This is a genomic window from Leucobacter sp. UCD-THU (genome assembly GCF_000349545.1).
GTDB classification, from domain to species: Bacteria; Actinomycetota; Actinomycetes; order Actinomycetales; family Microbacteriaceae; genus Leucobacter; species Leucobacter muris.
The window spans coordinates 420,653-443,635 of the sequence record NZ_KB714599.1 but is presented as its reverse complement, the minus strand read 5'-3'; the positions used below and the strand labels follow the sequence as shown (position 1 = coordinate 443,635).

The following is a 22,983-nucleotide window of genomic DNA, read 5'->3' as shown; positions in this document are numbered from 1 at the left end:
CTCCTCTCGCTTGCTACGTTCTCGTGTGCGGTGCCCGCGGCGGGACTCAGGCGCCGCCGTTGATGGTGGCCTCTTCGACGGCCATGCCATCGACGCTCCAGGCCTCGAGGATCTCGAGGTAGGTGCCGTTGTCGATGAGCTCCTGCAGCGCCGCCTGGATCGCCTTCGCGAGTTCCTCGTTGGAGTTGTCGACGCCGAGGCCCCAGAGGCTCTCGCCGCCCTCGATCTCGATGGCGTCCATCTTGTTCTCGGGGTCGGCCGCGCGGGCCGCGGCGACGGGGTAGTCTCCGATGGTGGCGACGGCGCGGCCGCTCTGCACGGCGAGGTTGGCCTCGGAATCGCCGCCGAAGGCGAGAATCTCGTAGGGCGACTTGCCGTCGGCCTCGCACTCGGCCGAGAACTCCTCGGCGAGCAGCGCCGACGAGCCGGAGTCGACCACGGCGACGATCTTGCCGCAGAGATCGGACGGCGTCTCGATCGACTCGGGGTTGCCGGTGGAGACGAGGAACGCGTTGCCCGCGCTCACGTAGTTGATGAAGGTGGTGGTCTCGCGGCGCTCGGCGTTGTCGGTCATCGAGCTGGCGAGCACGTCGTACCGCTTCGAGATGAGGCCCGGGATCATCGAGTTGAACTCCTGATCCTCGATCGTCATGGAGACGCCGAGGGTGCGCGAGATCGCGTGGCCGATGGCGGGATCGACGCCGATGATGCCCTCGCCGTCGCTCGCCCACTCCTCCATGGGCGGGTAGCCGACCGAGGTGACCCAGCGCAGTCCCTTGCCCTTGAACTCGTCGGGCAGCAGCGCGGCGGCCTCCTCGGAGGGCTCGATGCCCTCGATCACGTCTTTGGCCTTCTCCTCGTCGGGCACGGCCATGAACTCGACCTCGCCCGCCGCGTCGCCGCTGCCGGTGTCGCTGAGGGACTGCCCGCCGCAGGCGGTCAGCCCGAGCAGGGCGAAGCTCGCGACGATCGCTCCCGAGAGCTGCAGTGCTCGCGTGCTGTTCTTCATCTGGTTCTCCATTCGTGGGTTGGGGTGCGCACTTCCCCGTGCGCGGCGTGGATCCCGGTGCGGTGCAGCCGTTCAGTCGGCCCGGTAGACGACCCGGCCGCCGACGACGGTGGTGCGCACGGTGAGATCCGGGATCTCGTGGGGTTCGACCGCGAAGATGTCGCGGTCGAGCACGACGAAGTCGGCGAGGAGGCCCGGGGCGAGCCGACCGACACGATCGGCGAGGCCGGCGGCGCGGGCGCCGCCCTCGGTGAAGGCGCGCAGCGCGTCGAGCAGCGCGATGCGCTGTTCGGGCTCGCGCCCTCCGGGCGGCAGGCCCTCGCGGTTCTGGCGGGTCACCGCGGCGTGCACGCCGTAGAGCGGGTTCGCCGGTTCGACCGGGGCGTCCGAGCCGAAGGCGACGAGCGCGCCCGAGTCGAGCAGCGACCGCCACGGGTAGTGCGCGATGTCGCGGTCTCCGAGCAGTTCGACGCTCAGCGGGAAGTCGCTCGTGCAGTGGATCGGCTGCTGGGAGGCGACGACGCCGAGCTCGGCGAAGCGGGGCACGTCCTGCCAGCGCAGGTGCTGGGCGTGCTCGACGCGATTGGTGAGGCCGGCGGCGGCGGTAAGTTCGCGGTGGCGCTCGTAGGCGTCGAGCACGAGCGTGTTGGCCCGGTCGCCGATCGCGTGGGTGGCGACGGCGATGCCGTGGCTCACGGCCCGCTCGACGAGTTCGCAGAGCTCGTCGAAGGGGATGACCTCGATGCCGTGGTTGCCGGGCTCTCCCGCGAAGTCCTCGTGCAGGTGCGCGGTGTGGGATCCGAGCGCGCCGTCCGAGAAGAGCTTGACGGGGCCGTCGGTGAGCCAGTCGTCGCCGCGGCCGGTGCGGCGGCCCTCGGCGATCGCGAGGTCGAGGTCGCCCATCGCGACGCCGACGTGCACGCGGATCGCGATGCGCCCGTCGGCCCGCAGTCGTTCGAGCCCGGCGCGCACGTCTTCGCCCTCGAAGTTGGTGATCTGGGTGATGCCGCAGGCGAGGAGCGTCTGCTGGGCCCGCTCGAGGAGGCGGTGCAGCTCGCCGACGAGCGCGGCCTCGGAGCGGTCGCGGATGTCGTCGCCCGCCGACTCGAGCAGCAGGCCGGTCGGCTCCTGCGAGCCGGGTTCGCGCTCGATGCGGCCGCCGACGGGGTCGGGCGTGCCGGCGTCGATGCCGGCGGCGCGCAGGCCGGCCGTGTTCGCCCAGACCGCGTGGCCGTCGACGCTCGGCAGGGACACGGGGCGAGAGCCGAAGAGCGCGTCGAGCGCCTGACGGGTCGGCATCTCGCCGGCGGGCCAGAGGTTGCGGTCCCAGCGGCCGCCGAGCACCCATCCGTCGCCCGGGTGGGCGTCGGCCCAGGCTCGCAGCCGGTCGAGGGTCTCGCCGAGCGAGGCCGCGCCGCGGAGGTCGGGCGCCTCGAGCTCTCGGGCGAGGTTGCCGATGTGGAAGTGGGCGTCGTGGAAGCCCGGCAGCACGACGCCGCCGTCGAGTTCGACGGTCTCGGTGCCGGCGGGCGCGATTCCGCGCAGTTCGCCCTCGGAGCCGAGGGCGACGATGCGACCGTTCTCGACGAGCATCGCCTCGTGCACCGCGGTCTCGGACTCGAGCGAGCGGATCGCCCCATGCAGGAACAGCGTGGAAACCATCAGTATCACTTACCCTCTCGCATCATCCTCGAAGCCCGTTCTAGCTCAGGCTAGGGCACGCAGGCCCGCGCTTTCCACTCCACCGCTGCGCGAATCGGCTACGCTGAGCATCAGCAGATCTTACGCATTTTCCGCTTCTCGATGCCGGGAGTCGCCATGCTCAACCCCGTCCACCTGCGCACGCTGCTCGAGGTCGTGCGCCTCGGATCCTTCGCCGGCGCCGCGAACCGCCTCGGCTACACGCCCTCGGCGGTCTCCCAGCAGATGGCGGCGCTCGAGCACGATTCCGGGGTGCGGCTGTTCGAGCGCACCGCGCGCAGCGCCCGCCCCACGCAGGCCGCCGAGATCATGGCACAGCACGCCGTCAACGTGCTCGCCGAGCTCGACGCCCTGCTGGAGGCCGCGGCCGGCGCCGGGCTCGACACGCGGGAGGAGCTGCGCCTGAGCATCTACGCGAGCCTCGCGCACCGGGTCTTCCCCGATCTGCTCACCGAGCAGCTCGTCGACGAGCCGCTGCTCGGGGTGCGCCTCACGATCCGCGACCCCTCCCCCGCCATCCAGGCGCTCCGCAACGGCGAGGAGGTCGACGTGTCGCTCGTCTACCAGGTCGGCGACAGCGGGCTGTCGTGGCCGGACTCGGTGCATCCCGAGTACCTCGGCGAGGATCGCTACCGCGTCGTGGTGCCCGAGAGCTGGGATCTGCACCGGCACGGCCCGGTGAGCGCGTCGCAGCTCGTCGGCCGCCCATGGGTGCTGCACCATCCCGGATCGAGCGACATCGCCGAGATCGAGGGCGCGTTCTCGGCCCGCGAGCTGCGGCCGAGGGTCGTCGCCCGCTGCGACGACTTCTCGGTGTCGCTGAAGCTCATCGGCAGCGGCTACGCGGCGTCGTTCATGCCGGAGGTGGCGCTCGGCGAACTGCCGGCCGGCGTGCGCGTGCTCGACGTGCCCGAGATCGCGCTCTCGCGACGGGTGTGGGCGCTCGTCTCCCGGCGCGCCCCCCAGCAGCCCGTGCAGCGTCTGCTGCGCCGGCTGCGCGAGGCGATCATCCGAGACGAGGCGCCACGGGAGTGAGGCCGGCCCTCTCGAGTGCGATGCCGAGGTCGAGCGCCTCGCGCTCGGAGCGGGCCATGATCTGCAGGTCGCCGACCGCGAGGGCCGCCAGGTCGAGGGCCGAGGCGGGCACGGCGTAGAGGCCGAGCAGATCCCGGTAGTCCTCCTCGCGCTCGCCGACGCGCGGCAGGGGGATGCCGAGCACCGGGCTCACGACGGCGACCGCCCCGAGCCGCCGCCACTCGCCGAGCAGCCGCTCGCGCAGCGCGGCGAGCCGCTCGCGGCTCGCGCGATAGCGCTCGAGCGGGATCCCCTGCGTGCCGGCGAGCTTCGCGGCAACGTTCGGATCGTATTCGCCCGCCAGACGCGGGTAGGTGGCCTGGTGCGCACGGGCGATCTCGGCGCGGAAGGCGGGCCAGAACGCCGCCTCGATCTCGTCGAGCGGCAGCTCCACCCGCACCGTCTGCACGCCGAGCCCCTCGAGGATGCCCAGCGCGGCGGGGTCGGGATCGCCGCAGACGCCCACGCGGAGCGGTGCCCGGCCTCCGCCGCCCGCGAGGTCGCCCTGTCGACCGCCTGCCGCGCCCGCCCGCGCGAGCGGCCCGCCCGGGCTGCTCGCGCCCTCGGAGAGCGCGCGCCAGGCCTCGGCCACGAGGGAGACGCTCGCGGCCATCGGCCCGACGGTGTCGAACGACGGGCACAGCGGCTGCACCCCTGCGAGGTCGAGCGACCCGTTGCGGGGCCGCAGGCCGACGACGCCCGTGCAGGCCGCGGGGATGCGGATCGAGCCCGCCGTGTCGGTGCCGAGGGCGAGCTCGGCGATGCCCGCCGCGATCGCCGCGGCGCTGCCTCCCGAGGATCCGCCCGGGATCCGATCCGGGAACCGCGGGTTCGGCACCCGGCCGTGCCAGGGGTTGTCGCTGCTCACCCCGTACGCGAACTCGTGCAGGTTCACCTTCGCGACGGGCCGCGCGCCCGCGGTCGCGAGCGCGGCGACCGTCGGGGCGGTCGCGAGCGCGGGTTCGTGACCGAAGATGCGGGACCCGCCCGTCGTGGGGGCGCCCGCGACGTCGATGTTGTCCTTCACTGCGAGGCGCAAACCCCGCAGCGGGCCGTCCCCCGTCTCGATTCCCGACAGCTCGGTGATCACGATGCCCGCAGGCGCAGCCGTTCCGTTCACGCGCACCACAGTAGCGGGTGCCCGGTCGGAAACGGGAGTCGCGGTGGCCTACGGCGGTGCCGCCCTAGTCCGCGACGAGCGCGTTGAGCGCCCTGATGAGCAGGTGCAGGCTGCCGATCGCGCGCGGCTCGGGCACCAGGGTGACGCGCGGCAGCTCCGTCCGATCCCGATCGGCGAGCTCCTCCGGGAAGGCGTCCGCGAGCTCGATGCGGCCCTTCGCCAGCATGTGCGCGAAGCGCGCGTTCAGCTCGTCGAGCTGCGCCTCCTCGGGCGCCCGCCGCAGTCGCAGCACGAGGCGGTCGTACTGCACGGCCGGGGCGGTCGGCGCGTTCTGCCCGCTCAGCATGGTCTGCCCGGGCGGAACCGCCGCCGAGGCGAGTCGGGCCGGCGACGCGGGGGCCCCGCCCGCCTCCGAAGGATCCGGCTCGGTCTCGACCCGCGCCCGCGGATCGCCCGCATCGGTTCCGGCGCGATCCGGCACCCACCGCAGCGAGTCGTAGTTGCTCCAGAAGCCCGCGATCTCGGCCACGGCGGCCTCGACCGAGTCGGTGATGAGCACACGATCGAGATCACCGGGCGACACCATGCCGTAGTCGGCGAGCTGCTCGCGCACGAACGCTTCGAAGCCCCGCCAGAACGTGCCTCCCGGCCGGTCGAGCAGCACGATCGGCGTCGGCACGGCCTTGCCGGTCTGCTGCAGCGTCAGCAGCTCGAACGTCTCGTCGAGCGTGCCGAATCCGCCGGGCAGGCACACGAAACCGCTCGACTCCTTGACGAGCATCAGCTTTCGGGTGAAGAAGTACTTCATCGCGACGTGGTTGCCGTCCTGACTGATCATGTCGTTCGGCTTCTCCTCGAAGGGCAGCCTGATCGAGACGCCGAGCGACCGGTCCGGCCCCGCGCCGCGAGCCGCGGCCTCCATGATCCCCGGCCCCGCCCCTGTGACGAGCATCCAGCCTAGCGCGGCGAGCCCCTGCGCTACGGCCTCGGCCTGCTCCCACAGCGGGTCGCCGGCGAGGATGCGAGCCGATCCGAAGATCGTGACCTTGGGCGTGCCCTCGTGCGCCGCGAAGATGCGGAAGGCGCTGCGCATCTCGGTCAGCGCCGCCGACGAGAGCTTCAGATTCGCGCGGCTCGTGCCGTCGCGGCCGAGGCCGATACTCGTGTCGACGAGCTGCGTGACGAGCTTGCGCTGCCCCCGCACCCCAGCCTCGTCGAGCAGCTCGGCGATCCGCCCCCGCAGCTCTTCGCGATCCTCTGCCCCTCGTTCACCGCTCATGCCTCGAGTCTACGAGGCGGGCGAACACACGACCGGGGGTTGTTGCCCCATCGTCGGAGAGGCGCGGTGGGTCGCGGGCTCAGGCGGTGACGACCTCGGGCGCACCCGTGCCCGCCGTATGGCCCATCTCGTCGGCGATGCGGTTCGCCTCCTCGATGAGCGTGGCCACGATCTCGCTCTCGGGCACGGTCTTGATGACCTCGCCCTTCACGAAGATCTGCCCCTTGCCGTTGCCGCTCGCCACGCCCAGATCGGCCTCGCGGGCCTCGCCCGGGCCGTTCACGACGCAGCCCATCACGGCGACGCGCAGCGGCACGCTCATGCCCTCGAGGCCCTTCGTGACCTGCTCGGCGAGGGTGTAGACGTCGACCTGAGCGCGGCCGCACGACGGGCAGGAGACGATCTCGAGCTTGCGCTCGCGCAGGTTGAGCGACTGCAGGATCTGCAGGCCCACCTTGACCTCCTCGACGGGGGGCGCCGAGAGCGAGACGCGGATCGTGTCGCCGATGCCCTCCGACAGCAGGATGCCGAACGCGGTCGCGCTCTTGATCGTGCCCTGGAACGCCGGTCCGGCCTCGGTGACGCCCAGGTGCAGCGGCCAGTCGCCCCGCTCGGCGAGCTGGCGGTAGGCCTTCACCATGACGATCGGATCGTTGTGCTTGACCGAGATCTTGAAGTCGTGGAAGTCGTGCTCCTCGAAGAGCGAGGCCTCCCAGACCGCGCTCTCGACGAGCGCCTCGGGTGTCGCCTTGCCGTACTTCTGCAGCAGACGGGGGTCGAGCGATCCGGCGTTCACGCCGATGCGGATCGAGACGCCAGCGGCCTTCGCCCGCTTCGCGATCTCGCCGACCTGATCGTCGAACTTGCGGATGTTGCCCGGGTTCACGCGCACCGCCGCGCAGCCGGCGTCGATCGCCGCGTAGACGTAGTTCGGCTGGAAGTGGATGTCGGCGATGACCGGGATCTGGCTCTTCATCGCGATGATCGGCAGCGCCTCGGCGTCGTCGCGCGACGGGCACGCGACACGCACGATGTCGCAGCCCGACGCCGTGAGCTCGGCGATCTGCTGCAGGGTCGCGTTGATGTCGGTGGTGGGCGTCGTGGTCATCGACTGCACCGAGACGGGGGCGTTGCCGCCCACCATCACCGAACCGACCTTGATCTGCCGGGTCTTGCGCCTGGGGGCGAGGACCTCGGGGACCTTCGGCATTCCTAGATTCACTGCTGCCACGGAGTCGAGTGTACCGCCGCCCGCTGTGCGCCGCCCGATGGCCCCCGGCGGATCGAACCGGCGCCCGCGGCGGCGCAGCGACCGAGCGCGAGCACGAGCCCGACCTCAGCCGAGCAGGCTCACCGGCTTCACGATGTCGGCGTACATGAGCAGCAGCGACATCGCGCCCACCGCCACCACCACCACGAACGTGACCGGCACCATGCGCGCCGTGTCGACCGGCCCGGGATCGGGTTTGCGGCGGACGCGCGCGAGGCCGCGCTTCGCCCCCTCGTAGAGGGCTCCCGCGACGTGGCCGCCGTCGAGCGGCATGAGCGGCACGAGGTTGAAGACGAACAGCGCCACGTTGAGCGAGCCGAGCAGGCCGATCACGCTCTGGGCGCGGGCCGCGACGGGCGCCTCGTCGAGGCTCACGATCTCGCCCGCGAGCCGCCCGACGCCCACGACGCTCATGGGGCCGTTGGGGTCGCGCTCCTCGGCGCCGAAGGCCGCGTTCCACGTGTCGACCATGCGCTGCGGCAGTCGCACGATCACACCGGCGACCTGCCGCACGTTCTCGCCCACGAACGCCGGCACCGCGGTGACCGGCTGGGGCACCGTCTCGGAGGCCGAGACCGCGCCGATCATGCCGACGGTCTCGGTGACGGGTTCGCCCGCGTCGTTCGTGACGGGTCGACCGGCATCGTCGAGCACGGCTCGGGCGTTCGGCTCGGGGGTCATCGTGAGCGTCTGCTCGGCCCCGTCGCGCTCGACGAGCACGCGCAGCGACTGCCCGGGCGAGCCCGCGACGATGCCGCGGAACTGCTCCCAGCTCTCGATCTCCTCGCCGTTCACAGTCACGATCCGGTCCCCGGGCAACATGCCCGCCGCCGCGGCGGGGGCGGCGGGATCGCCCTCGCCGCAGGTGGTCGCCGTGCTGCCCGCGGGCAGCAGGCACTCGCTGACGCTGCCGAGCGTGGTGGTGCTCTGCGGCACCCCGAAGCCGACGAGCACGATGCCGAAGAAGACGAAGGCGAGCACGAGGTTCATGAACGGGCCGCCGAGCATGATCACGATCTTCTTCCAGACCGGCAGCCGGTAGAAGGTGCGGTGCTCATCGCCCGCCTCGATCGTCTCGGCGCTCGCGATCCGGGCCTCCTCGACCATGCCCGCGATGCCGCCGCGGCCCTCGGCGGCGCCGGTGCCCTCGGGTTCGGCGCCGCTCTCGGCGTCGGCCTGGGCCTCGGCGGATCGCGAACCGCTCGCGGCGGTGGTGCCTGCGGAGCCGGGTCCGCCCGACTCGGTCGCAGCGGGGTCGGGATCGCCGATCCGCTCCACCTCGGCGATCACGTCGCCCGCCCCCGAGCGGTGGGCCGACGCGGGCCGCTCCTCGACGACCGTGTTGAGGAAGCCCGTGGTCGACTCCCGCGGCGCCTCCCCCGGCCTCTGGGGCGGGTACATGCCGATCATCGCGACGTAGCCGCCGAGCGGGATCGCTTTGACGCCGTACTCGGTCTCGCCCTTCTTGCGCGACCACAGCGTCTTGCCGAAGCCGACCATGTACTGCGTCACCTTCACGCCGAACAGCTTGGCGGGCAGCAGATGGCCGATCTCGTGCAGGCCGATCGAGACCGCGAGCCCGATGACCACGATCAGGATCCCGAGCACGTAGAGCAGCACCTCAATCACCCGCTCAGGCTACTGCTCGGCGCTGTGGACTCTCGGAGAGCCCGGCGCAGCGGATCAGCGCGAACCGCGGGCGGCGATCGTCTTCTGCGCGCGCTCGCGCGCCCACCGCTCGGCCTCGGCGAGCGATTCGAGTGTCAGGATGTCGGGCGCCGTGTGGGCCTCGAGCACGTCGCGCACCGTGTCGACGATGTCGAGGAAGCCGATGCGGCCGGCGTGGAAGGCTTCGACGGCCTCCTCGTTGGCGGCGTTGTAGACCGCTGGGAAGGTGCGCCGGGCGCGCCCCACCTCCTTCGCGAGGTCGACAGCGGGGAACGCTTCGGAGTCGAGCGGCTCGAACTCCCACGAGGTCGCGGCGGTCCAGTCGAGCGGCGGCACGGCGTGGGCGACGCGGTTCGGCCAGCTGAGGCCGAGCGCGATCGGCAGGCGCATGTCGGGCGGCGACGCCTGCGCGATGGTCGATCCGTCGATGAACTCGACCATGGAGTGCACGATCGACTGCGGGTGCACCACCACGTCGATATCGCCGTAGGAGACCCCGAAGAGCAGATGCGCCTCGATCACCTCGAGGCCCTTGTTGACGAGCGTGGCCGAGTTGGTGGTGACCACGCGCCCCATGTTCCAGGTGGGGTGCGCGAGCGCCTGCTCGGGGGTGACGTCGCGCAGGCGCTCGCGGCTGCGGCCGCGAAACGGGCCGCCCGAGGCGGTGAGCACGAGCCGCCGCACCTCATCGCTGCTGCCGGAGCGCAGCGCCTGCGCGATCGCCGAGTGCTCGGAGTCGACCGGCACGATCTGTCCCGGCTTCGCGAGGCCCGTGACGAGGTCGCCGCCCACGATCAGCGACTCCTTGTTGGCGAGAGCGAGCGTGCGGCCCGCCTCGAGCGCCGCGATCGTCGGCCCGAGGCCGATGGAGCCGGTGATGCCGTTGAGCACCACATCGGCCGGCACGTCGCGGATCAGCTTCGCGGCATCGGCGGCGCCGAGCGCGGTGTGCTCGACGTTGAACTCCTCGGCCTGCTCGCGCACCCGTTCGGCCTGGCTGCCGGCCACGAGCCCGACGACCTGGAACTTGGAGGGGTTCTTGCGGACGACGTCGAGCGCCTGTTCGCCGATGGAACCGGTGGACCCGAGAATGACGATGCGCCTCATGGCACCCATTCTGTCAGCACGCCGTTGCCCGAGCCCATCGAGACGATCATGGACGCGAGCGGGGAGGCGACGCCGAAGCCCGCCCCCTGAGTGCGTCACAGGGGCCGGCTGCGGCGTTGCGGCTACTCGCTGTCGGCGTCGGCGTGCACCGTGCCGAGGATGTCGAGCACGAAGATCATCGTGTCGTCGGGCTGGTGACCCATCTGCTCGAGGCTCGCGGCGCCGTAGCCGCCGTCTTCTGCGGGCACCACCGAGATGATCTGCGATCCGACCTTCTGGCCGACGAGGGCGCGCGCGAAGCCGCCGATGACGCCGCCGGGGCCCTCCTTCGCGAGGAAATCGATCGGCTCGCCGCGGCTCCAGCTCGAGTCGAACTCCTCGCCCGTGCGCCAGATCACGCCGCGGTAGTTGACGTAGACGCGGTCGCCCTCCTGCACCTCTTCGCCGTCGCCCTCGATGAGGGTCGCGATCGACAGCTCGGACGGGGGCTCCGCACCCTCGGGCACGGTGATGGTGGGCGCGCCGTCGTCGGCGAGCACCACGCTCGGGAAGCCGGCGGGAGCCTGCTGCTCCTTGCCCTCGGCCTTCTTCAGCAGCTGATCGGGCTCGAGCGTGCCGGGCTCGCCGGCGGTCGCGTCCTCGCCCTCGGTGATCTCGCCGAACTCCATGACGACGACGATCGAGTCCTTCTCGCTGAGACCCTCGATGCCGCTCTCCTCGGCCTTCAGCTCGCCGAAGACGTCGGCGTAGGGCGCGACGAGAGCGACCTGCTCGCCTGGCGTCGCGCAGCGGATGCCCTCGTAAGCCCAAGGCATGAGCTGCTCCTCGACGAACGGCACCGCGCTCTCGGGGAACTGCTGGAGGCTGGCGCCGTCGGAGCCGTTGAACATCGACATCGCGACCGCGATGGTCTGCCCGCTCTTGACGACGTCCCCCTCGCCGTTCTCGAGCACCGAGCGCTCCATCTCGTCGGCCGAGACGGGCGTCTTCGAGGTGATCTCGAGGTCGGAGCCGACCCCGCCCTTCACCGCGATGGACTTGCTGGCCTCGCCGGCGGGCACGCAGGCCTCGCCCGACGCGTCCTTCCCGGTTCCGCCGCCCCCCGTGCAGCCGGTCATGAGCAGTGCCCCGGCGACGGCCGCGGGCAGGAGAACGGAGGAGATTTTCACTGGTATCTGACTTCCTTACACGTGAACTTGCGACGGGGCCGAGCGGCCGCGGATCGTCCCCGAGTATTCCGCACCCGGCTGCCCGTCTCCTGGGAGAGGCGGCTCAGCGCCTCGACTTCGCCGGCAGCACCGCTCGGGCGGCGCTCACCGCGACCACCACGAGCAGCACCAGGGTGGCGAGGTCGCAGACGATGTACACGTAGTGCCACGGCGACTGCCCCGGATCCGCCCCCTGCAGCACGAGGTCGGTGCGCGCGTTGAGCGGCGGTCGCACCACGGTGAGCTTGAAGACGAAGACGAGCAGCAGCGCCATCCAGCTCCAGAGCCGGGCGCCGGCGATGCGGGTGGCCGCAGGCCAGAAGCACAGCAGCGTGTACACGAGCAGGATGGCCGCCTCCACGAGGTTGAGCACGGCGAAGACGAGGCGGCCGATGCCGAGACCGAGCGGGATCGTGATGCCGGGGGCCTGGAACTTCAGCGGAGCCTCGATGAACGAGATGGCCGCGACCATGCCGAACCACAGCACGGGCAGCACGAGCCGCCACAGCTCGGTCGAGATCCTGCGGCGCTCGGCCGCCTCCGTGCCCGCGTCGGCGCTCATGCCGATGCTCCTTCCGCTCGGGCCTCGAGCGCCGCGGCGTAGAGCTCGCGCGCCGAGAGGCCGGTGGCCTCGGCGACCGCTCGGGTCGCATCCTTGAGTCGTTCGCCCTCGACGACGCGCTGCTGCACCTCTGCGAGCGCGGCCTCGGCCGACACCGCGACCTCGGGAGCGCCCCCGACCACGACCACGATCTCGCCCCGCACACCCTCGGCGGCCCAGTCGGCGAGCTCGGCGAGCGAGCCTCGGCGCACCTCCTCGTGCAGCTTGGTGAGCTCGCGGCAGACCGCGGCCGGCCGACCGGGGCCGAAGGCCGCCGCGAGGTCGGCGAGCGAGGCCGCGAGACGGGTCGGCGCCTCGAAGAACACGAGCGTGCGGCGCTCGGCCGCGAGCGCCGAGAGCGCCCGGGATCGCTCTCCCGCCTTGCGCGGCAGGAAGCCCTCGAACGCGAAGCGGTCGGTCGGCAGCCCCGCGACGGCGAGCGCGGTGACGACGGCGCTGGGGCCGGGGATCGCGCTCACCTCGACGCCGTGCTCGGCCGCGAGCTGCACCACCCGGAACCCGGGGTCGGAGACCGTCGGCATGCCGGCGTCGCTCACCAGCACCACGTCCTCGCGAGCGGCCCGTTCGACGAGCGACGCCGCCTTCTCGTGCTCGTTGTGGTCGTGCAGCGCGAGCAGTTCGGGGCGGTTCTCGATGTCGAGCAGGCGCAGCAGCTGGGCGGTGTGCCGCGTGTCCTCCGCGGCGATCACCGTCGCAGCCTCGAGGGTCTCGCGGAGGCGCGGCGAGGCGTCCCCCAGATTGCCGATGGGGGTGGCCGCGAGCAGGATCATGCCTCCATGGTATGCCCGTCGCGCATTCCTCGCCCCTCGCGCCCGTCGCGGATCCCGCGCCCTCGTGAGGAGGAGACTCAGCGGGCACTGCCAGAATGTCGACCATGAGCGAAACGCCTCCTCAGGATCCCCAGCGCCCCCTCCCGCCGGCCAACCCGTTCACCGCGCCGCAGGCGGTCGAGGCCGACCGGGCGCCGAAGAAGGCGATGATCTGGATCGCCGCCGCCCTTGTGGCCCTGCTCTTCACCGGACTCATGGTCTGGTACACCACGGTGCAGCTGCGCGGCGGCGCGGCGGGCTCCGGCGGGCCGATCGCCGGACCCGTCGAGGATCAGACCGACGACGACGGGGCAGAGAACGGATCGGGGTCGTCGGTCGAGTGGCCCGAGAACCTCGCGACCGGCGGGATCGTGTTCGTCGAGCAGGGCGGCGAGGTCGGCGTGCTGCCCTCCGACGCCCCCGTCGGCGACGCGGTGCCCGCGCCGGTCGACGCGGCCGGCATCGGTGCGCAGCACCACATCCGCGTCTACCTCGACTACCGCTGCCCCTTCTGCGCGTTCTTCGAGGAGGCCAGCGCCGACACCCTCGAGCAGGCGGTGCTGAACGGCGACACGGCCGTCGAGATCCACCCGCTCACCTTCCTCGACCGCGCCTCGGCCGACGGCTACTACTCCTCCCGCACGGCGGGCGCGATCGAGTGCCTCGCCGACACGCAGCCCGAGGCGGCATGGGCGGGGCACCAGGCCCTGCTCGATCAGAGCTTCCAGCCCGGCGAGGGCACGGCCGGGCACGACAACACCGCGATCCTCTCCGAGCTCGACCGCGCGACCGGCGGGCTGAACGACGCGGCCCGCTCGTGCATCGAGCAGGAGCGCTTCGTGCCCTTCGCCCAGGCGCTCAACGATTGGGTGTTCAGCACGCCGGTGCCCGGGGCTCAGGATCCCGCGCTCGAGGTGACCGGCACCCCGCTCGTCCTGGTCGACGGGGTGCCCTACTCGGGCGACCCGCGAGACGGCGCCGCCTTCCGCGCGTTCCTCGAGCAGCAGGGCGTCGAGCTCGGCTGATCCCGAACCCATCGGGCCGCGAGTGCAGGCGGAGAGGCGCCCCGACCAGGGTGCGCCCCTTCGAGGTGCACCCGGCCGAGGGGCACCCCGACCGCGGGATGCGCCCCGACCGCGCTGCTAGACTCGGTCGGCTATGCATGAGACCGACCGGCACGGCGCCCAGCAGCCCTCCCCCACCCTGACCTCGCGCACCGGGATGCTCTACTACCCGGTGGCGCTCGTGGCGCGGCTGCCGTTCGCGATGATGGTGATCGGCGTGCTCACCCTCGTCGTCTCGGCCCGCGGCTCCGTCGAGCTCGGCGGCCTGAACTCGGCGATGGTCGGGCTCGGCATCGCCTGCGTCGGACCGCTCATCGGAGCGGCCGCCGACCGCTTCGGGCAGCGCCCCACGCTGCTGCTCGCGGGAGCCGCCAACAGCGTGCTGCTCGGGGCGCTCGCCTGGGTGGCGTTCAGCCCGGCGCCCACCTGGGTGCTGTTCCTCACCTCGTTCGCGGTCGGCGCCACCGCACCCCAGATCTCCCCGATGTCGCGCTCGCGGCTCGTCACGATCATCTCGAACGAGCTGCCGAGGCAGCGTCGGCCCCGCCTGCTCTCGACGGTGCTCGCCTACGAGTCGGCCGCCGACGAGGTCATCTTCGTGTTCGGCCCCGTCGCGGTGGGCGCGCTCGCGACCACGCTCGGCGCGTGGGCCCCGATCGCGGGCGCCGCGATCCTCACCCTCTGCTTCGTCACCGCGTTCGCGATGCACCGCACCAGCGCGCCGGCGAAGACCGCCGAGGAGCGCGCCGCGACCCTCGCCCCCGCCTCGGAGCTGTGGCGGCCCGCCCTGCTCGTCACCGTCTTCGGCATCTTCACCGTCGGCCTGTTCTTCGGTTCGATGCTCACTGCACTCACCTCGTTCATGCAGGACCGCGGCGATGCCGAGAGCGCCGGCCTCGTCTACGGCGTGATGGGCATCGGATCCGCGATCTTCGCGATCGGGGTGGCGCTGCTGCCCGCGCGCTTCACGCTGCGGTCCCGGTGGCTGGTGTTCGCGCTCATGATCCTCGCCGGCACGGCCCTGCTGCAGACCGCGGACGACCTGCCGCGTATGCTGCTGAGCCTCGCGATGATGGGAATCGGGATCGGCCCGCTGCTCGTCACGCTCTACAGCTTCGGCGCACGGCGCAGCCCCGAGGGGCGCTCGGCGACCGTGATGACGATGCTCGGTTCGGGTCTGATGGTGGGCCAGTCTCTCGCGGCGGCCATCACGGGTGTGGTCTCCACCGACCTGGGCACGCGCGCGGCGCTCGTGCTGCCGCTCGTCTCGGCCGCCCTCGCGGTACTCGCCGGTGCGGCCAACTGGGCGCTCACGCCGGCGGGGCGCGAGCCGGGCATCACCACGGGCCCGATCGACCTCGACTGAGCCGGTCGCGCGGAAGGTGCGGGCGGCGAGTCGGCTCGAGCGCCATCGGCCTCGGCGCGCTTCAGCTCTCGGCAGATCCGGGCTCCCGGCCGATGCGCGGCTTCGGCAGGTGCCAGCCGCGGGCGACCGAGGTGAGCCGCAGCACGATCGCCGCGGCGCCGCCGACGAGCGACGCGAGGCCGTCGCTGCCGCCGAGGGCCATGATCCCGACGGCGAGCCCGGCGCCCACGAGCGCCGATACGGCGTAGAGCTCGCGCGTGAGCACGCCCGGCACCGTGTTGACGAGCACGTCGCGGATCACACCTCCGCCGATCGCGGTGATCGTGCCCACCAGGATCGCGGTGAGCGGGGTCTGCCCGGCGGCGAGCGCCGTCGCGGCCCCGTTCGCCGAGAAGAGCCCCAGGCCGAAGGCGTCGAACACCACCTCGAAGTGGCGGATGCGCGTGATCCCGGGATGGACGAAGAAGACCGCGAGCGACCCCACGAGGGCGACCGCGAGGTTCGGCCAGTGCGTGAACGAGACGGGCGGGTGCACACCGAGCAGCATGTCGCGCACGATGCCGCCTCCGACACCGGTGAACGATCCCACGACCACCACGCCGAGGATGTCGAGGCGGCGGCGCACGCCGACGAGCGCTCCGGAGATCGCGAAGGCGAGGATGCCCGACAGCTGCAGGATCTCGTAGACGACGGTGCTCACCACGGGGCGATTCTATCCGGCGTCTCGCCCTGACGCGGTTTCGCGGATCCGCACCGCTCCGGGCCGCGCCGGAATACGCGCGCGGGCGCGAGCGTTGTACCGGGCGGTTCCCCGGGCACCAGCTCGGGTGGAAGAATGGAGACCATGTCTGCCCTCACCCCCGCGGAGGTCGCCGAGCTGCGCGCGGCCTTCCCGTACTTCGCGCTGCAGGCCGAGACCCCGCAGCCGCCCGCCTACCTCGACGCCGCTGCGACCTCGCAACGGCCGTCGAGCGTGCTCGACGCCGAACGGCGGTTCCTCGAGACCGCCAACGCCGCCGTGCACCGCGGCACGAGCGGGGCCGTCGGGGCCGCCACCGAGGCCTTCGAGGGGGCGCGGGAGGCGGTCGCCGGCTTCGTCGGCGCGGCCGCTCCCGAGCAGATCGTGTGGGCCGAGAACGCCACCGACGCGCTGAACATCGTGGCGCTCGGCATCGGCGAGGCGAGCGCGAACCCGGCACTCGGCGTGCCCGGCAGCGAGCGCTTCGCGCTGGGTCCGGGCGACGAGATCCTGGTCACCGAGGCCGAGCACCACGCCAACCTCATCCCGTGGCAGCGGCTCGCGGCCCGCACCGGCGCCGCCTTCCGCTACATCCCCGTGCGCGAGGACGGCACCTGGACGATCGACGACGCTCGCGGAGCCCTGAACGAGCGCACGCGGGTGTTCGCCTTCGCCCACATCTCCAACGTCACGGGCTACGTGGCCCCCGTCGCCGAGCTCGCTGAGCTCGCTCGCGGCGTCGGTGCGCTCACCGTGCTCGACGCGTGCCAGTCGGTGCCGCACATCCCCGTCGACCTCGACGCGCTCGGCGTCGACTTCGCGGCGTTCTCGGGCCACAAGATGCTCGGCCCCAACGGCATCGGCGTGCTCTACGGCCGCCCAGAGCTGCTCGCCGCGCTGCCGCCGTCGCGCACGGGCGGCTCGGCGATCACCCGCGTGACCATGGAGTCGGCCGAGTTCATGCCGCCGCCCATGCGCTTCGAGCCGGGCACGCAGCCCGTGTCCCAGGCCGTCGGCCTCGGCGCGGCGGTCGAGTTCCTCTCGGCCGTCGGCGTGGGGCGGGCCGCAGCGCGCGAGCACGAACTCGTGGAGCGCCTCGTCGCCGGCATCGAGGCCACGCCCGGCGTGCGCCTGCTCGGCCCCTCCGATCCCGCGCAGCGCGTGGCGCTCGCCGCGGTCTCGGTCAACGGCCTGCACGCTCACGACGTCGGCCAGTTCCTCGACGAGCAGGGGGTGCTCGTGCGGGTGGGCCACCACTGCGCGCAGCCGCTGCACCGCGCCTTCGGCATCGCATCGTCGACCCGCGCGAGCGTGCACCTGACCACCACCGAGGACGAGATCGATCGTTTCCTCGACGCGCTCCGCGGCGCTCAGCGGTACTTCGGAGTGGAGGCGGCGGCGTGAGCGCGCTCGACGGACTGTACCAGGAGCTCATCCTCGATCACTCGAAGCGCCCGGTGGGCAAGGGCCAGCTCGACGCCCCGGAGGGCGCGCTCACCGCGTCGCACCACGAGTTCAATCCGAGCTGCGGCGACGAGATCGACCTCTCCATCGCGGTCGATCCCGAGAGCGGGCGCATCGAGGGCCTCGCCTGGAACGGCCAGGGCTGCTCGATCTCGATGGCGTCGGCGTCGATCCTCTCGCAGCTGGTGCGCGATGAGCATCTCACGCTCGAGGGTGCGCAGCAGCGCATCGCAGCGTTCCGAGAGATGATCCAGGCGCGCGGCGAGGGCGAGCCCGACGAGGAGCTGCTCGGCGACGCGGTCGCGCTGCAGGGCGTCGCGAAGTTCGTGATGCGGGTCAAGTGCGCCATGCTGGGCTGGGTCGCGCTCGAGGCCGATCTGCGCCAGGTCGAGGGGCAGCGGGCATGAGCACCGCCATCACGGTCGACAGCACGGTCTCGGAGATCGTCGCGGTGCTCGAGGCGCTCGAGGATCCGAAGGCCCGCGTCGTCAACGAGCGGCACGGCGACGATCACGGCGTCAACCTCACGCGGCTGCGCGAAGTCGCGAAGCCGCTGAAGAAGAACCAGGATCTGGCACTCGAGCTGTGGGCCACCGGGTACACGCCCGCCCGCCTCGTGGCCACGCTCATCGGCAGGCCGCGCGCGTTCACGCAGGCCCAGCTCGACTCCATGCTGCGAGAGGCATACATCCCCAAGGTGCACGGCTGGCTCGTCAACTACATCGTGAAGAAGAGCCCCCACGCCGAGGCGCTGCGCCTCGTCTGGCTCATCGACGACGACCCCGTGGTGGCGAGCGCCGGCTGGGAGCTGACCGCGGAGCGTGTCATGAAGCAGCCCGAGGGCGTCGACGTCGAGATGCTGCTCGACGTGATCGAACTGGGCATGCGCGATGCGCCGCCGCGCCTGCAGTGGTCGATGAACTGGTGCCTCACGCAGATCGGCGTCTGCCACGAGCAGTACCGCGCACGGGCGATCGACATCGCCGAGCGCCTCGAAGTGCTCAAGGACTACCCCACGCCGCCCGGCTGCACGTCGCCGTACGCGCCGCTCGCGATCGCCGAGCTCGTGTCGCGCCGCGGGGTCTGACCGCGACGGCGCCGCGGGCGGAGCGCATCCCGACGGTCAGACCCTCGCGACGAGGCCGCTCTCGGCCGCGGCGAACCGATCCGCGACCTCGCGGATGATCGCCTGCATCGCCGCGCCCGCGTGCGTGGGCGCCATATCGGAGCGCCGCGCGATGCTGATCGTACGGGTGAGACCGTCGCCTGCGAGGGGCGTGACGCGCAGCTTGGGGCGATCCGCGGCCACCATCGCGGGAATCACCGCGATGCCGATGCCCCGCTCGGCGAAGCTCAGGGCGGCGTCCATCTCGGCGCCCTCGACCGCCACGAGCGGGGCCGCGCCCGCGCTGCGGAATGCGGCGTCCATCGTGACTCGCAGGTCGTAGTTCTCGGGGAACACGACCTGCGGCACCCGGCTCAGCTCGCCGAGGCCCACCGGCGCGGCGCCGGCGAACGGGTCGGGCTCGCTCGCCGCCGAGACGGCGACGAGGCGCTCGCTCAGGATCGGCTCCCGTTCGAGCACCGCTCGGGCCGCGCCCGACGAGACGCTCGTCACGATGAGCGCGAGGTCGAGCCCGCCCTCCATGAGCGCTGCGAGGAGGCTGCGCGATCCGCGCTCGAGGATCTCGATGTCGATGCCGGGGTGCCTGCCCCGGAACTCGGCGAGCACGTCGGCCACGAGGCTCGTGCACAGCGTGGGGGTCGCCCCGAGCCGGATCCTGCCCCGTCTGAGGCCGGCGAGCTCGGCCATCTCGCCGCGTGCGGTCTCGGCGTCGGCGAGCATGCGCCGCGCGAACGGCAGCAGACGCTCGCCCGCAGCGGTGAGGGCCACGTTGCCGCGCGCTCGGTGGAACAGCTCGACGCCGAGCTCGGTCTCGAGGCTCGCGATCTGACGGCTGAGGGAGGGCTGAGCGAGGTGGAGGTGCTCGGCGGCGCGCGTGAAGTGCCCGGTGCGGGCCACCTCGGCGAAGCCGCGGAGCTGTTCGAGATTCACACTTCATAGCCTATCCACATCATAATGATCCAATCTATTCATTGGAGTAATCATCGGTGGGTGCCTAGCGTGGTCCCCATGAACACCATCGCAGCCACCACCGACACTCCCGGATCCACCCGCCCCGAGCGGCTCCTCTCGACTTCCGTGCTCGTCATCGGCACGGGCGGCGCGGGCCTGCGCGCGTCCATCGAGCTCGCCGAGCGCGGCGTGCAGGTGCTCGCCGTCGGCAAGCGCCGCGCCCACGACGCCCACACCACGCTCGCCGCGGGCGGCATCAACGCCGCCCTCGGCACCGTCGATCCCGAGGACAGCTGGCAGCAGCACGCCGCCGACACGCTGCGCGAATCCTACTTCCTCGCCGACCCCGCTATCGTCGAGGTCGTCACCCGCGGCGCGGCTCAGGGAATCGAGGAGCTCGAGCGCTGGGGCATGCCCTTCGCCCGCGAGGACGACGGTCGCATCAGCCAGCGCTTCTTCGGCGCGCACAAGTACCGTCGCACCTGCTACGCCGGCGACTACACCGGTCTCGAGATCCAGCGCACCCTCATGCGCCGCGCCGCCGAGCTGCGCGTGCCCATCGTCGACACGATCTACATCACCCGCCTGCTCGTCAGCGACGGGCGCATCTTCGGCGCCTACGGCTTCGACATCGTCGACGGCACCCCCGTCGTCATCCACGCCGACGCGGTGATCCTCGCGGCCGGCGGTCACACCCGCATCTGGCGCAACACCTCGTCGCGACGCGACGAGAACACGGGCGACTCGTTCCGCCTCGCAGCCCTCGCCGGCGCGCGCATCCGCGACGCCGAGCTCGTGCAGTTCCACCCGTCGGGCATCCTCGAGCCGGCGGAGGCCGCCGGCACCCTCGTCTCCGAGGCGGCCCGCGGTGAGGGAGGCATTCTGCGCAACGCGCTCGGCGAGCGCTACATGGAGAAGTACGATCCCGAGCGCATGGAGCTCTCGACCCGCGACCGCGTCGCGCTCGCGAGCTACACCGAGATCGCCGAGGGGCGCGGCACGACGAACGGAGGCGTCTTCCTCGACGTCTCGCACCTGCCGCGCGAGCAGATCCTCTCCAAGCTGCCCCGGGTGTACCGCACCCTCATCGACCTGCAGATGCTCGACATCACCGAGCAGCCCATCGAGATCGCGCCCACCGCCCACTACTCCATGGGCGGCGTGTGGGTGCGCCCCGAGGATCACGGCACCGGCGTCGACGGGCTCTACGCCATCGGCGAGGCGTCGAGCGGGTTGCACGGCGCCAACCGCCTCGGCGGCAACTCCCTCATCGAGCTGCTCGTGTACGGGCGGATCACCGGCACCGACGCCGCCGAGTACGTCACCGGCCTCACCGAGATCACGCGCGATCCGACCGCCGTCGCCGAGGCGCGCGCCGAGATGCGGGCGCTGCTCACGGGCGACGGCACCGAGAGCCCGCGCCGTCTGCAGCGGGCGCTGCGCGATCTCATGACCGAGCACGCGGGTGTGGTGCGCAGCGAGGCGGGCCTGCGCGAGGGCCTCGAGAAGCTCGACGCCCTCGAGGAGCGCGTGGCGAAGGTCACCGCCCACCCCGACATCGCGGGATTCGACGATCTCGCGCACGCCTTCGACCTCTTCGGATCGATGCTGGCGGCCCGAGCGACCCTGGAGTGCGCCGTCGAGCGGCGCGAGACCCGCGGCTGCCACAACCGCTCCGACTTCCCCGAGCAGAGCGACGAGCTGCGCGGCAACTTCGTGTGGTCGCCGTCTGCCGGTGCGGTGTTCGAGCCGCTGCCCGAGGTTCCCGAGTCGTTCCGCGCACTCGCCTACGCCGACGCCGACGACTCGGTCGAGGGCAAGCTGGTCGAGTAGCCCGGCCCGATCACGGGCCTCCGCGGGCCAGGGTCGGTCCTGGCCCCGGTCGGGGTCGGGACCGGGGGTCGGGTCTGAGATCCGGGCCCGGGCTCGGGATCCGGATCACCGCACTTCGCTCACAGCCGGCCGATTCGAGTGAGTTCCACCCGAATCGGCCGGCTGCCTGTGCATCAGCCCGATTCGCGCGCCCGCCCCGCGCAGGATCGGATCATGACGCCCTCCAGCACCCCCGACGATCAGCGCCGCGTACTGACCTGCCGCGGCACCGCAGACTTCCTCGCAGCTCTCCCCCACCTCGTCGGCTACACCGCCGACGACAGCATCTTCGTCGTGTTCTTCTCCGGTTCGCGAACGGGCCAGGCGATGCGCCTCGACCTGCCGCCCGACGAGACGCCCGGGCACACCGCTCCGCTGCTCGACTTCATCAGCGGCACGTTGCGCGGGCTCGACGGCGAGCGCGCCTCGCCGCCGGCCGTCGTCATCACCTGCACCCGAACCTTCGCCGAGTCCGACGGGCCGCCGTGGCGGTCGCTCGCGCGACGCATCGAGCGCCGTCTGAAACGAGACGGCGTCCGCCTGCGAGAGCTCTGCTGCCGAGCTCCCGACGGCTGGATCAGCTACCTCGACCCGACGGCTCCCAGGGGCGGGCGCCCGCTCAGCGATATCGCAGAGAGCCCGATCGCGCTCGAAGCGGGTGCGAACGGCGAGGCTCCTCGCGATCTGGCCGAGCTCGGGGCGATCCCCGAACCGGCCCCCGAGCGTCGCGACGCGGTGCTCGCGGCACTCGCCGAGCTGCCCCCGTTCGAACCGGCGCACTTTCGTTCCCGCACGGCAGGGGCTTCGTCGGGCGGCGGGCGCGCCCCCGTGCCGGCCCGACGGGAGTTCGCCGCGGTGTCGGCCGAGCAGTGCACGCACCCCGCGCCGCCCGAAGCCTACGCCTGGATGCACGACACCGCGCGGGTCGTCGAGGCGCTGCGCGACGAACAGCGGCCCCTCGCCCCCGCCATGACGGCGCGCCTGATCCGCTGCGCGCAACTGCCCGACCGGTGGCTGCTGCTCGCCCTCGGGGTGCTCACGCGGCCGCTCTTCCCCGTCGAGCTCGCAGAAGATCTGGGGCCGGCGCAGTTCGTGGCGGTGCCCGTCGACCTCGACGCCGGGTCGGGGCCGTCCAGGCAGGCGGGCTGGACGCTGCGTCGGCTGCTCGCCCACCTCTCTCCCGAGTTCACCGAGCAGCGGCGGCTGCCGCCGCTGCGCGAGCGCGTGATCGAGGCGGTATCGGTTACGCCCGACGAGTTGCGGCCGTCGCTGCTCGCCTTCAGCGCCTGGCTGTGGTGGTTGAGCGGCTCCCAGTCCGTGGCCGCGCAGCAGCTGGGCGAGGCGCTCGCCATCGATCCGCAGCACGAGCTCGCACGCATGACCGAGCGGCTCATCGCCGCGTCACCCGTCGCACGCCCCCTTCCGAGCCCCGTCTCGAGGGCGGCATGATGGCGGGAGGCGCGACACCGGGCACGCGGGAGCTGCCGACGCGCGGGTCGATGCACGGGTCGATCCGCGGCTCGCAGCGCCAGTC

At 72.2% G+C, this 22,983-nt stretch carries 20 protein-coding genes; 8 read left to right on the top strand and 12 right to left on the bottom strand.

All coding sequences use genetic code 11. From position 1 onward, the window contains the following. Positions 1-46: 46 nt before the first annotated feature. Both H490_RS19445 and H490_RS19440 read right to left on the bottom strand, forming a co-directional pair. Positions 47-1,009, bottom strand: a complete 963-nt coding sequence (locus tag H490_RS19445) for an ABC transporter substrate-binding protein (RefSeq protein ID WP_017883086.1) — start codon at positions 1,007-1,009, stop codon at positions 47-49. A gap of 72 nt (positions 1,010-1,081) precedes the next feature. Then, positions 1,082-2,671 (bottom strand): amidohydrolase, encoded by a 1,590-nt coding sequence (locus tag H490_RS19440; protein ID WP_017883085.1) that lies wholly within the window; start codon positions 2,669-2,671, stop codon positions 1,082-1,084. Positions 2,672-2,827: 156 nt separating this feature from the next. Here H490_RS19440 and H490_RS19435 point away from each other — a divergent pair, with 156 nt between their 5' ends. Then, on the top strand, positions 2,828-3,745 hold the full coding sequence (locus tag H490_RS19435; RefSeq protein ID WP_017883084.1) for a LysR family transcriptional regulator: 918 nt from the start codon (positions 2,828-2,830) through the stop codon (positions 3,743-3,745). Here H490_RS19435 and H490_RS31005 read toward each other — a convergent pair. From H490_RS31005 to rsmI, 8 genes are all read right to left on the bottom strand, one after another. Continuing rightward, on the bottom strand, positions 3,717-4,904 hold the full coding sequence (locus tag H490_RS31005) for an amidase (protein WP_193743375.1): 1,188 nt from the start codon (positions 4,902-4,904) through the stop codon (positions 3,717-3,719). The two genes, H490_RS19435 and H490_RS31005, sit on opposite strands and share 29 nt — an antisense overlap. A 64-nt stretch (positions 4,905-4,968) precedes the next feature. Further along, a complete protein-coding gene (locus H490_RS19430; protein WP_017883082.1) occupies positions 4,969-6,183 on the bottom strand; it encodes a TIGR00730 family Rossman fold protein in 1,215 nt (404 codons plus the stop codon). 79 nt (positions 6,184-6,262) lie between these two features. Next, entirely contained in the window at positions 6,263-7,393 is a 1,131-nt protein-coding gene (ispG, locus tag H490_RS19425) for a flavodoxin-dependent (E)-4-hydroxy-3-methylbut-2-enyl-diphosphate synthase (protein ID WP_017883081.1), read from the bottom strand. Between the two features lie 126 nt (positions 7,394-7,519). Next, positions 7,520-9,082 carry a M50 family metallopeptidase gene (locus H490_RS19420; protein WP_017883080.1) on the bottom strand — a complete coding sequence of 521 codons (1,563 nt, stop codon included), beginning with the start codon at positions 9,080-9,082 and terminating at the stop codon, positions 7,520-7,522. A gap of 54 nt (positions 9,083-9,136) precedes the next feature. Continuing rightward, positions 9,137-10,228 carry a 1-deoxy-D-xylulose-5-phosphate reductoisomerase gene (gene dxr / locus H490_RS19415; protein WP_017883079.1) on the bottom strand — a complete coding sequence of 364 codons (1,092 nt, stop codon included), beginning with the start codon at positions 10,226-10,228 and terminating at the stop codon, positions 9,137-9,139. A gap of 122 nt (positions 10,229-10,350) precedes the next feature. Beyond that, a complete protein-coding gene (locus H490_RS19410; protein ID WP_017883078.1) occupies positions 10,351-11,397 on the bottom strand; it encodes an FKBP-type peptidyl-prolyl cis-trans isomerase in 1,047 nt (348 codons plus the stop codon). A 103-nt stretch (positions 11,398-11,500) separates the two neighbouring features. Then, on the bottom strand, positions 11,501-11,998 hold the full coding sequence (locus tag H490_RS19405) for a hypothetical protein (RefSeq protein ID WP_017883077.1): 498 nt from the start codon (positions 11,996-11,998) through the stop codon (positions 11,501-11,503). Then, positions 11,995-12,828: a 16S rRNA (cytidine(1402)-2'-O)-methyltransferase gene (gene rsmI, locus H490_RS19400; protein WP_017883076.1), complete on the bottom strand. Its 834-nt coding sequence runs from the start codon at positions 12,826-12,828 to the stop codon at positions 11,995-11,997. The genes H490_RS19405 and rsmI overlap by 4 nt, the downstream gene beginning before the upstream one ends. Positions 12,829-12,932: 104 nt before the next feature. Between rsmI and H490_RS19395 the strand changes: the two genes are divergently transcribed. Beyond that, positions 12,933-13,892, top strand: coding sequence for a DsbA family protein (locus tag H490_RS19395; protein ID WP_152424176.1), 960 nt, complete (start codon positions 12,933-12,935; stop codon positions 13,890-13,892). Positions 13,893-14,025: 133 nt separating this feature from the next. Continuing rightward, complete coding sequence (locus tag H490_RS19390; RefSeq protein ID WP_017883074.1) at positions 14,026-15,297, top strand: MFS transporter; 1,272 nt, start codon at positions 14,026-14,028, stop codon at positions 15,295-15,297. Between the two features lie 61 nt (positions 15,298-15,358). Here the strand turns inward: H490_RS19390 and H490_RS19385 are convergent, their stop codons facing one another. Further along, complete coding sequence (locus H490_RS19385) at positions 15,359-16,000, bottom strand: trimeric intracellular cation channel family protein (RefSeq protein WP_017883073.1); 642 nt, start codon at positions 15,998-16,000, stop codon at positions 15,359-15,361. Between the two features lie 132 nt (positions 16,001-16,132). Between H490_RS19385 and H490_RS19380 the strand changes: the two genes are divergently transcribed. From H490_RS19380 to H490_RS19370, 3 genes are read left to right on the top strand one after another with little or no spacing between them, the layout of a single operon-like run. Next, positions 16,133-17,440 (top strand): aminotransferase class V-fold PLP-dependent enzyme, encoded by a 1,308-nt coding sequence (locus H490_RS19380; protein WP_017883072.1) that lies wholly within the window; start codon positions 16,133-16,135, stop codon positions 17,438-17,440. Next, the gene (gene sufU, locus H490_RS19375) at positions 17,437-17,907 is read left to right on the top strand and encodes a Fe-S cluster assembly sulfur transfer protein SufU (RefSeq protein WP_017883071.1); all 471 of its coding nucleotides are present in this window, start codon (positions 17,437-17,439) and stop codon (positions 17,905-17,907) included. Before H490_RS19380 ends, sufU begins: the two co-directional genes overlap by 4 nt. Further along, positions 17,904-18,587 (top strand): DNA alkylation repair protein, encoded by a 684-nt coding sequence (locus H490_RS19370; RefSeq protein ID WP_017883070.1) that lies wholly within the window; start codon positions 17,904-17,906, stop codon positions 18,585-18,587. The genes sufU and H490_RS19370 overlap by 4 nt, the downstream gene beginning before the upstream one ends. 36 nt (positions 18,588-18,623) lie before the next feature. Here the strand turns inward: H490_RS19370 and H490_RS19365 are convergent, their stop codons facing one another. Further along, positions 18,624-19,556, bottom strand: coding sequence for a LysR family transcriptional regulator (locus H490_RS19365; protein ID WP_017883069.1), 933 nt, complete (start codon positions 19,554-19,556; stop codon positions 18,624-18,626). A 78-nt stretch (positions 19,557-19,634) separates the two neighbouring features. On the opposite strand from H490_RS19365, the gene H490_RS19360 reads away from it, so the two are divergent. Beyond that, entirely contained in the window at positions 19,635-21,410 is a 1,776-nt protein-coding gene (locus H490_RS19360; RefSeq protein ID WP_017883068.1) for an FAD-binding protein, read from the top strand. Between the two features lie 213 nt (positions 21,411-21,623). Then, entirely contained in the window at positions 21,624-22,898 is a 1,275-nt protein-coding gene (locus tag H490_RS19355; protein ID WP_031289667.1) for a DUF4192 family protein, read from the top strand. Positions 22,899-22,983 lie beyond the last annotated feature (85 nt).

What these genes read in the sequence shown, in the direction of transcription:
- H490_RS19445 (WP_017883086.1), bottom strand. Translation starts at nt 1,009, where the DNA reads ATGAAGAACAGCACGCGAGCACTGCAGCTCTCGGGAGCGATCGTCGCG.
- H490_RS19440 (WP_017883085.1), bottom strand. Translation starts at nt 2,671, where the DNA reads ATGGTTTCCACGCTGTTCCTGCATGGGGCGATCCGCTCGCTCGAGTCC.
- H490_RS19435 (WP_017883084.1), top strand. Translation starts at nt 2,828, where the DNA reads ATGCTCAACCCCGTCCACCTGCGCACGCTGCTCGAGGTCGTGCGCCTC.
- H490_RS19430 (WP_017883082.1), bottom strand. Translation starts at nt 6,183, where the DNA reads ATGAGCGGTGAACGAGGGGCAGAGGATCGCGAAGAGCTGCGGGGGCGG.
- ispG (WP_017883081.1), bottom strand. Translation starts at nt 7,393, where the DNA reads ATGCCGAAGGTCCCCGAGGTCCTCGCCCCCAGGCGCAAGACCCGGCAG.
- dxr (WP_017883079.1), bottom strand. Translation starts at nt 10,228, where the DNA reads ATGAGGCGCATCGTCATTCTCGGGTCCACCGGTTCCATCGGCGAACAG.
- H490_RS19405 (WP_017883077.1), bottom strand. Translation starts at nt 11,998, where the DNA reads ATGAGCGCCGACGCGGGCACGGAGGCGGCCGAGCGCCGCAGGATCTCG.
- rsmI (WP_017883076.1), bottom strand. Translation starts at nt 12,828, where the DNA reads ATGATCCTGCTCGCGGCCACCCCCATCGGCAATCTGGGGGACGCCTCG.
- H490_RS19395 (WP_152424176.1), top strand. Translation starts at nt 12,933, where the DNA reads ATGAGCGAAACGCCTCCTCAGGATCCCCAGCGCCCCCTCCCGCCGGCC.
- H490_RS19390 (WP_017883074.1), top strand. Translation starts at nt 14,026, where the DNA reads ATGCATGAGACCGACCGGCACGGCGCCCAGCAGCCCTCCCCCACCCTG.
- H490_RS19380 (WP_017883072.1), top strand. Translation starts at nt 16,133, where the DNA reads ATGGAGACCATGTCTGCCCTCACCCCCGCGGAGGTCGCCGAGCTGCGC.
- H490_RS19370 (WP_017883070.1), top strand. Translation starts at nt 17,904, where the DNA reads ATGAGCACCGCCATCACGGTCGACAGCACGGTCTCGGAGATCGTCGCG.
- H490_RS19360 (WP_017883068.1), top strand. Translation starts at nt 19,635, where the DNA reads ATGAACACCATCGCAGCCACCACCGACACTCCCGGATCCACCCGCCCC.
- H490_RS19355 (WP_031289667.1), top strand. Translation starts at nt 21,624, where the DNA reads ATGACGCCCTCCAGCACCCCCGACGATCAGCGCCGCGTACTGACCTGC.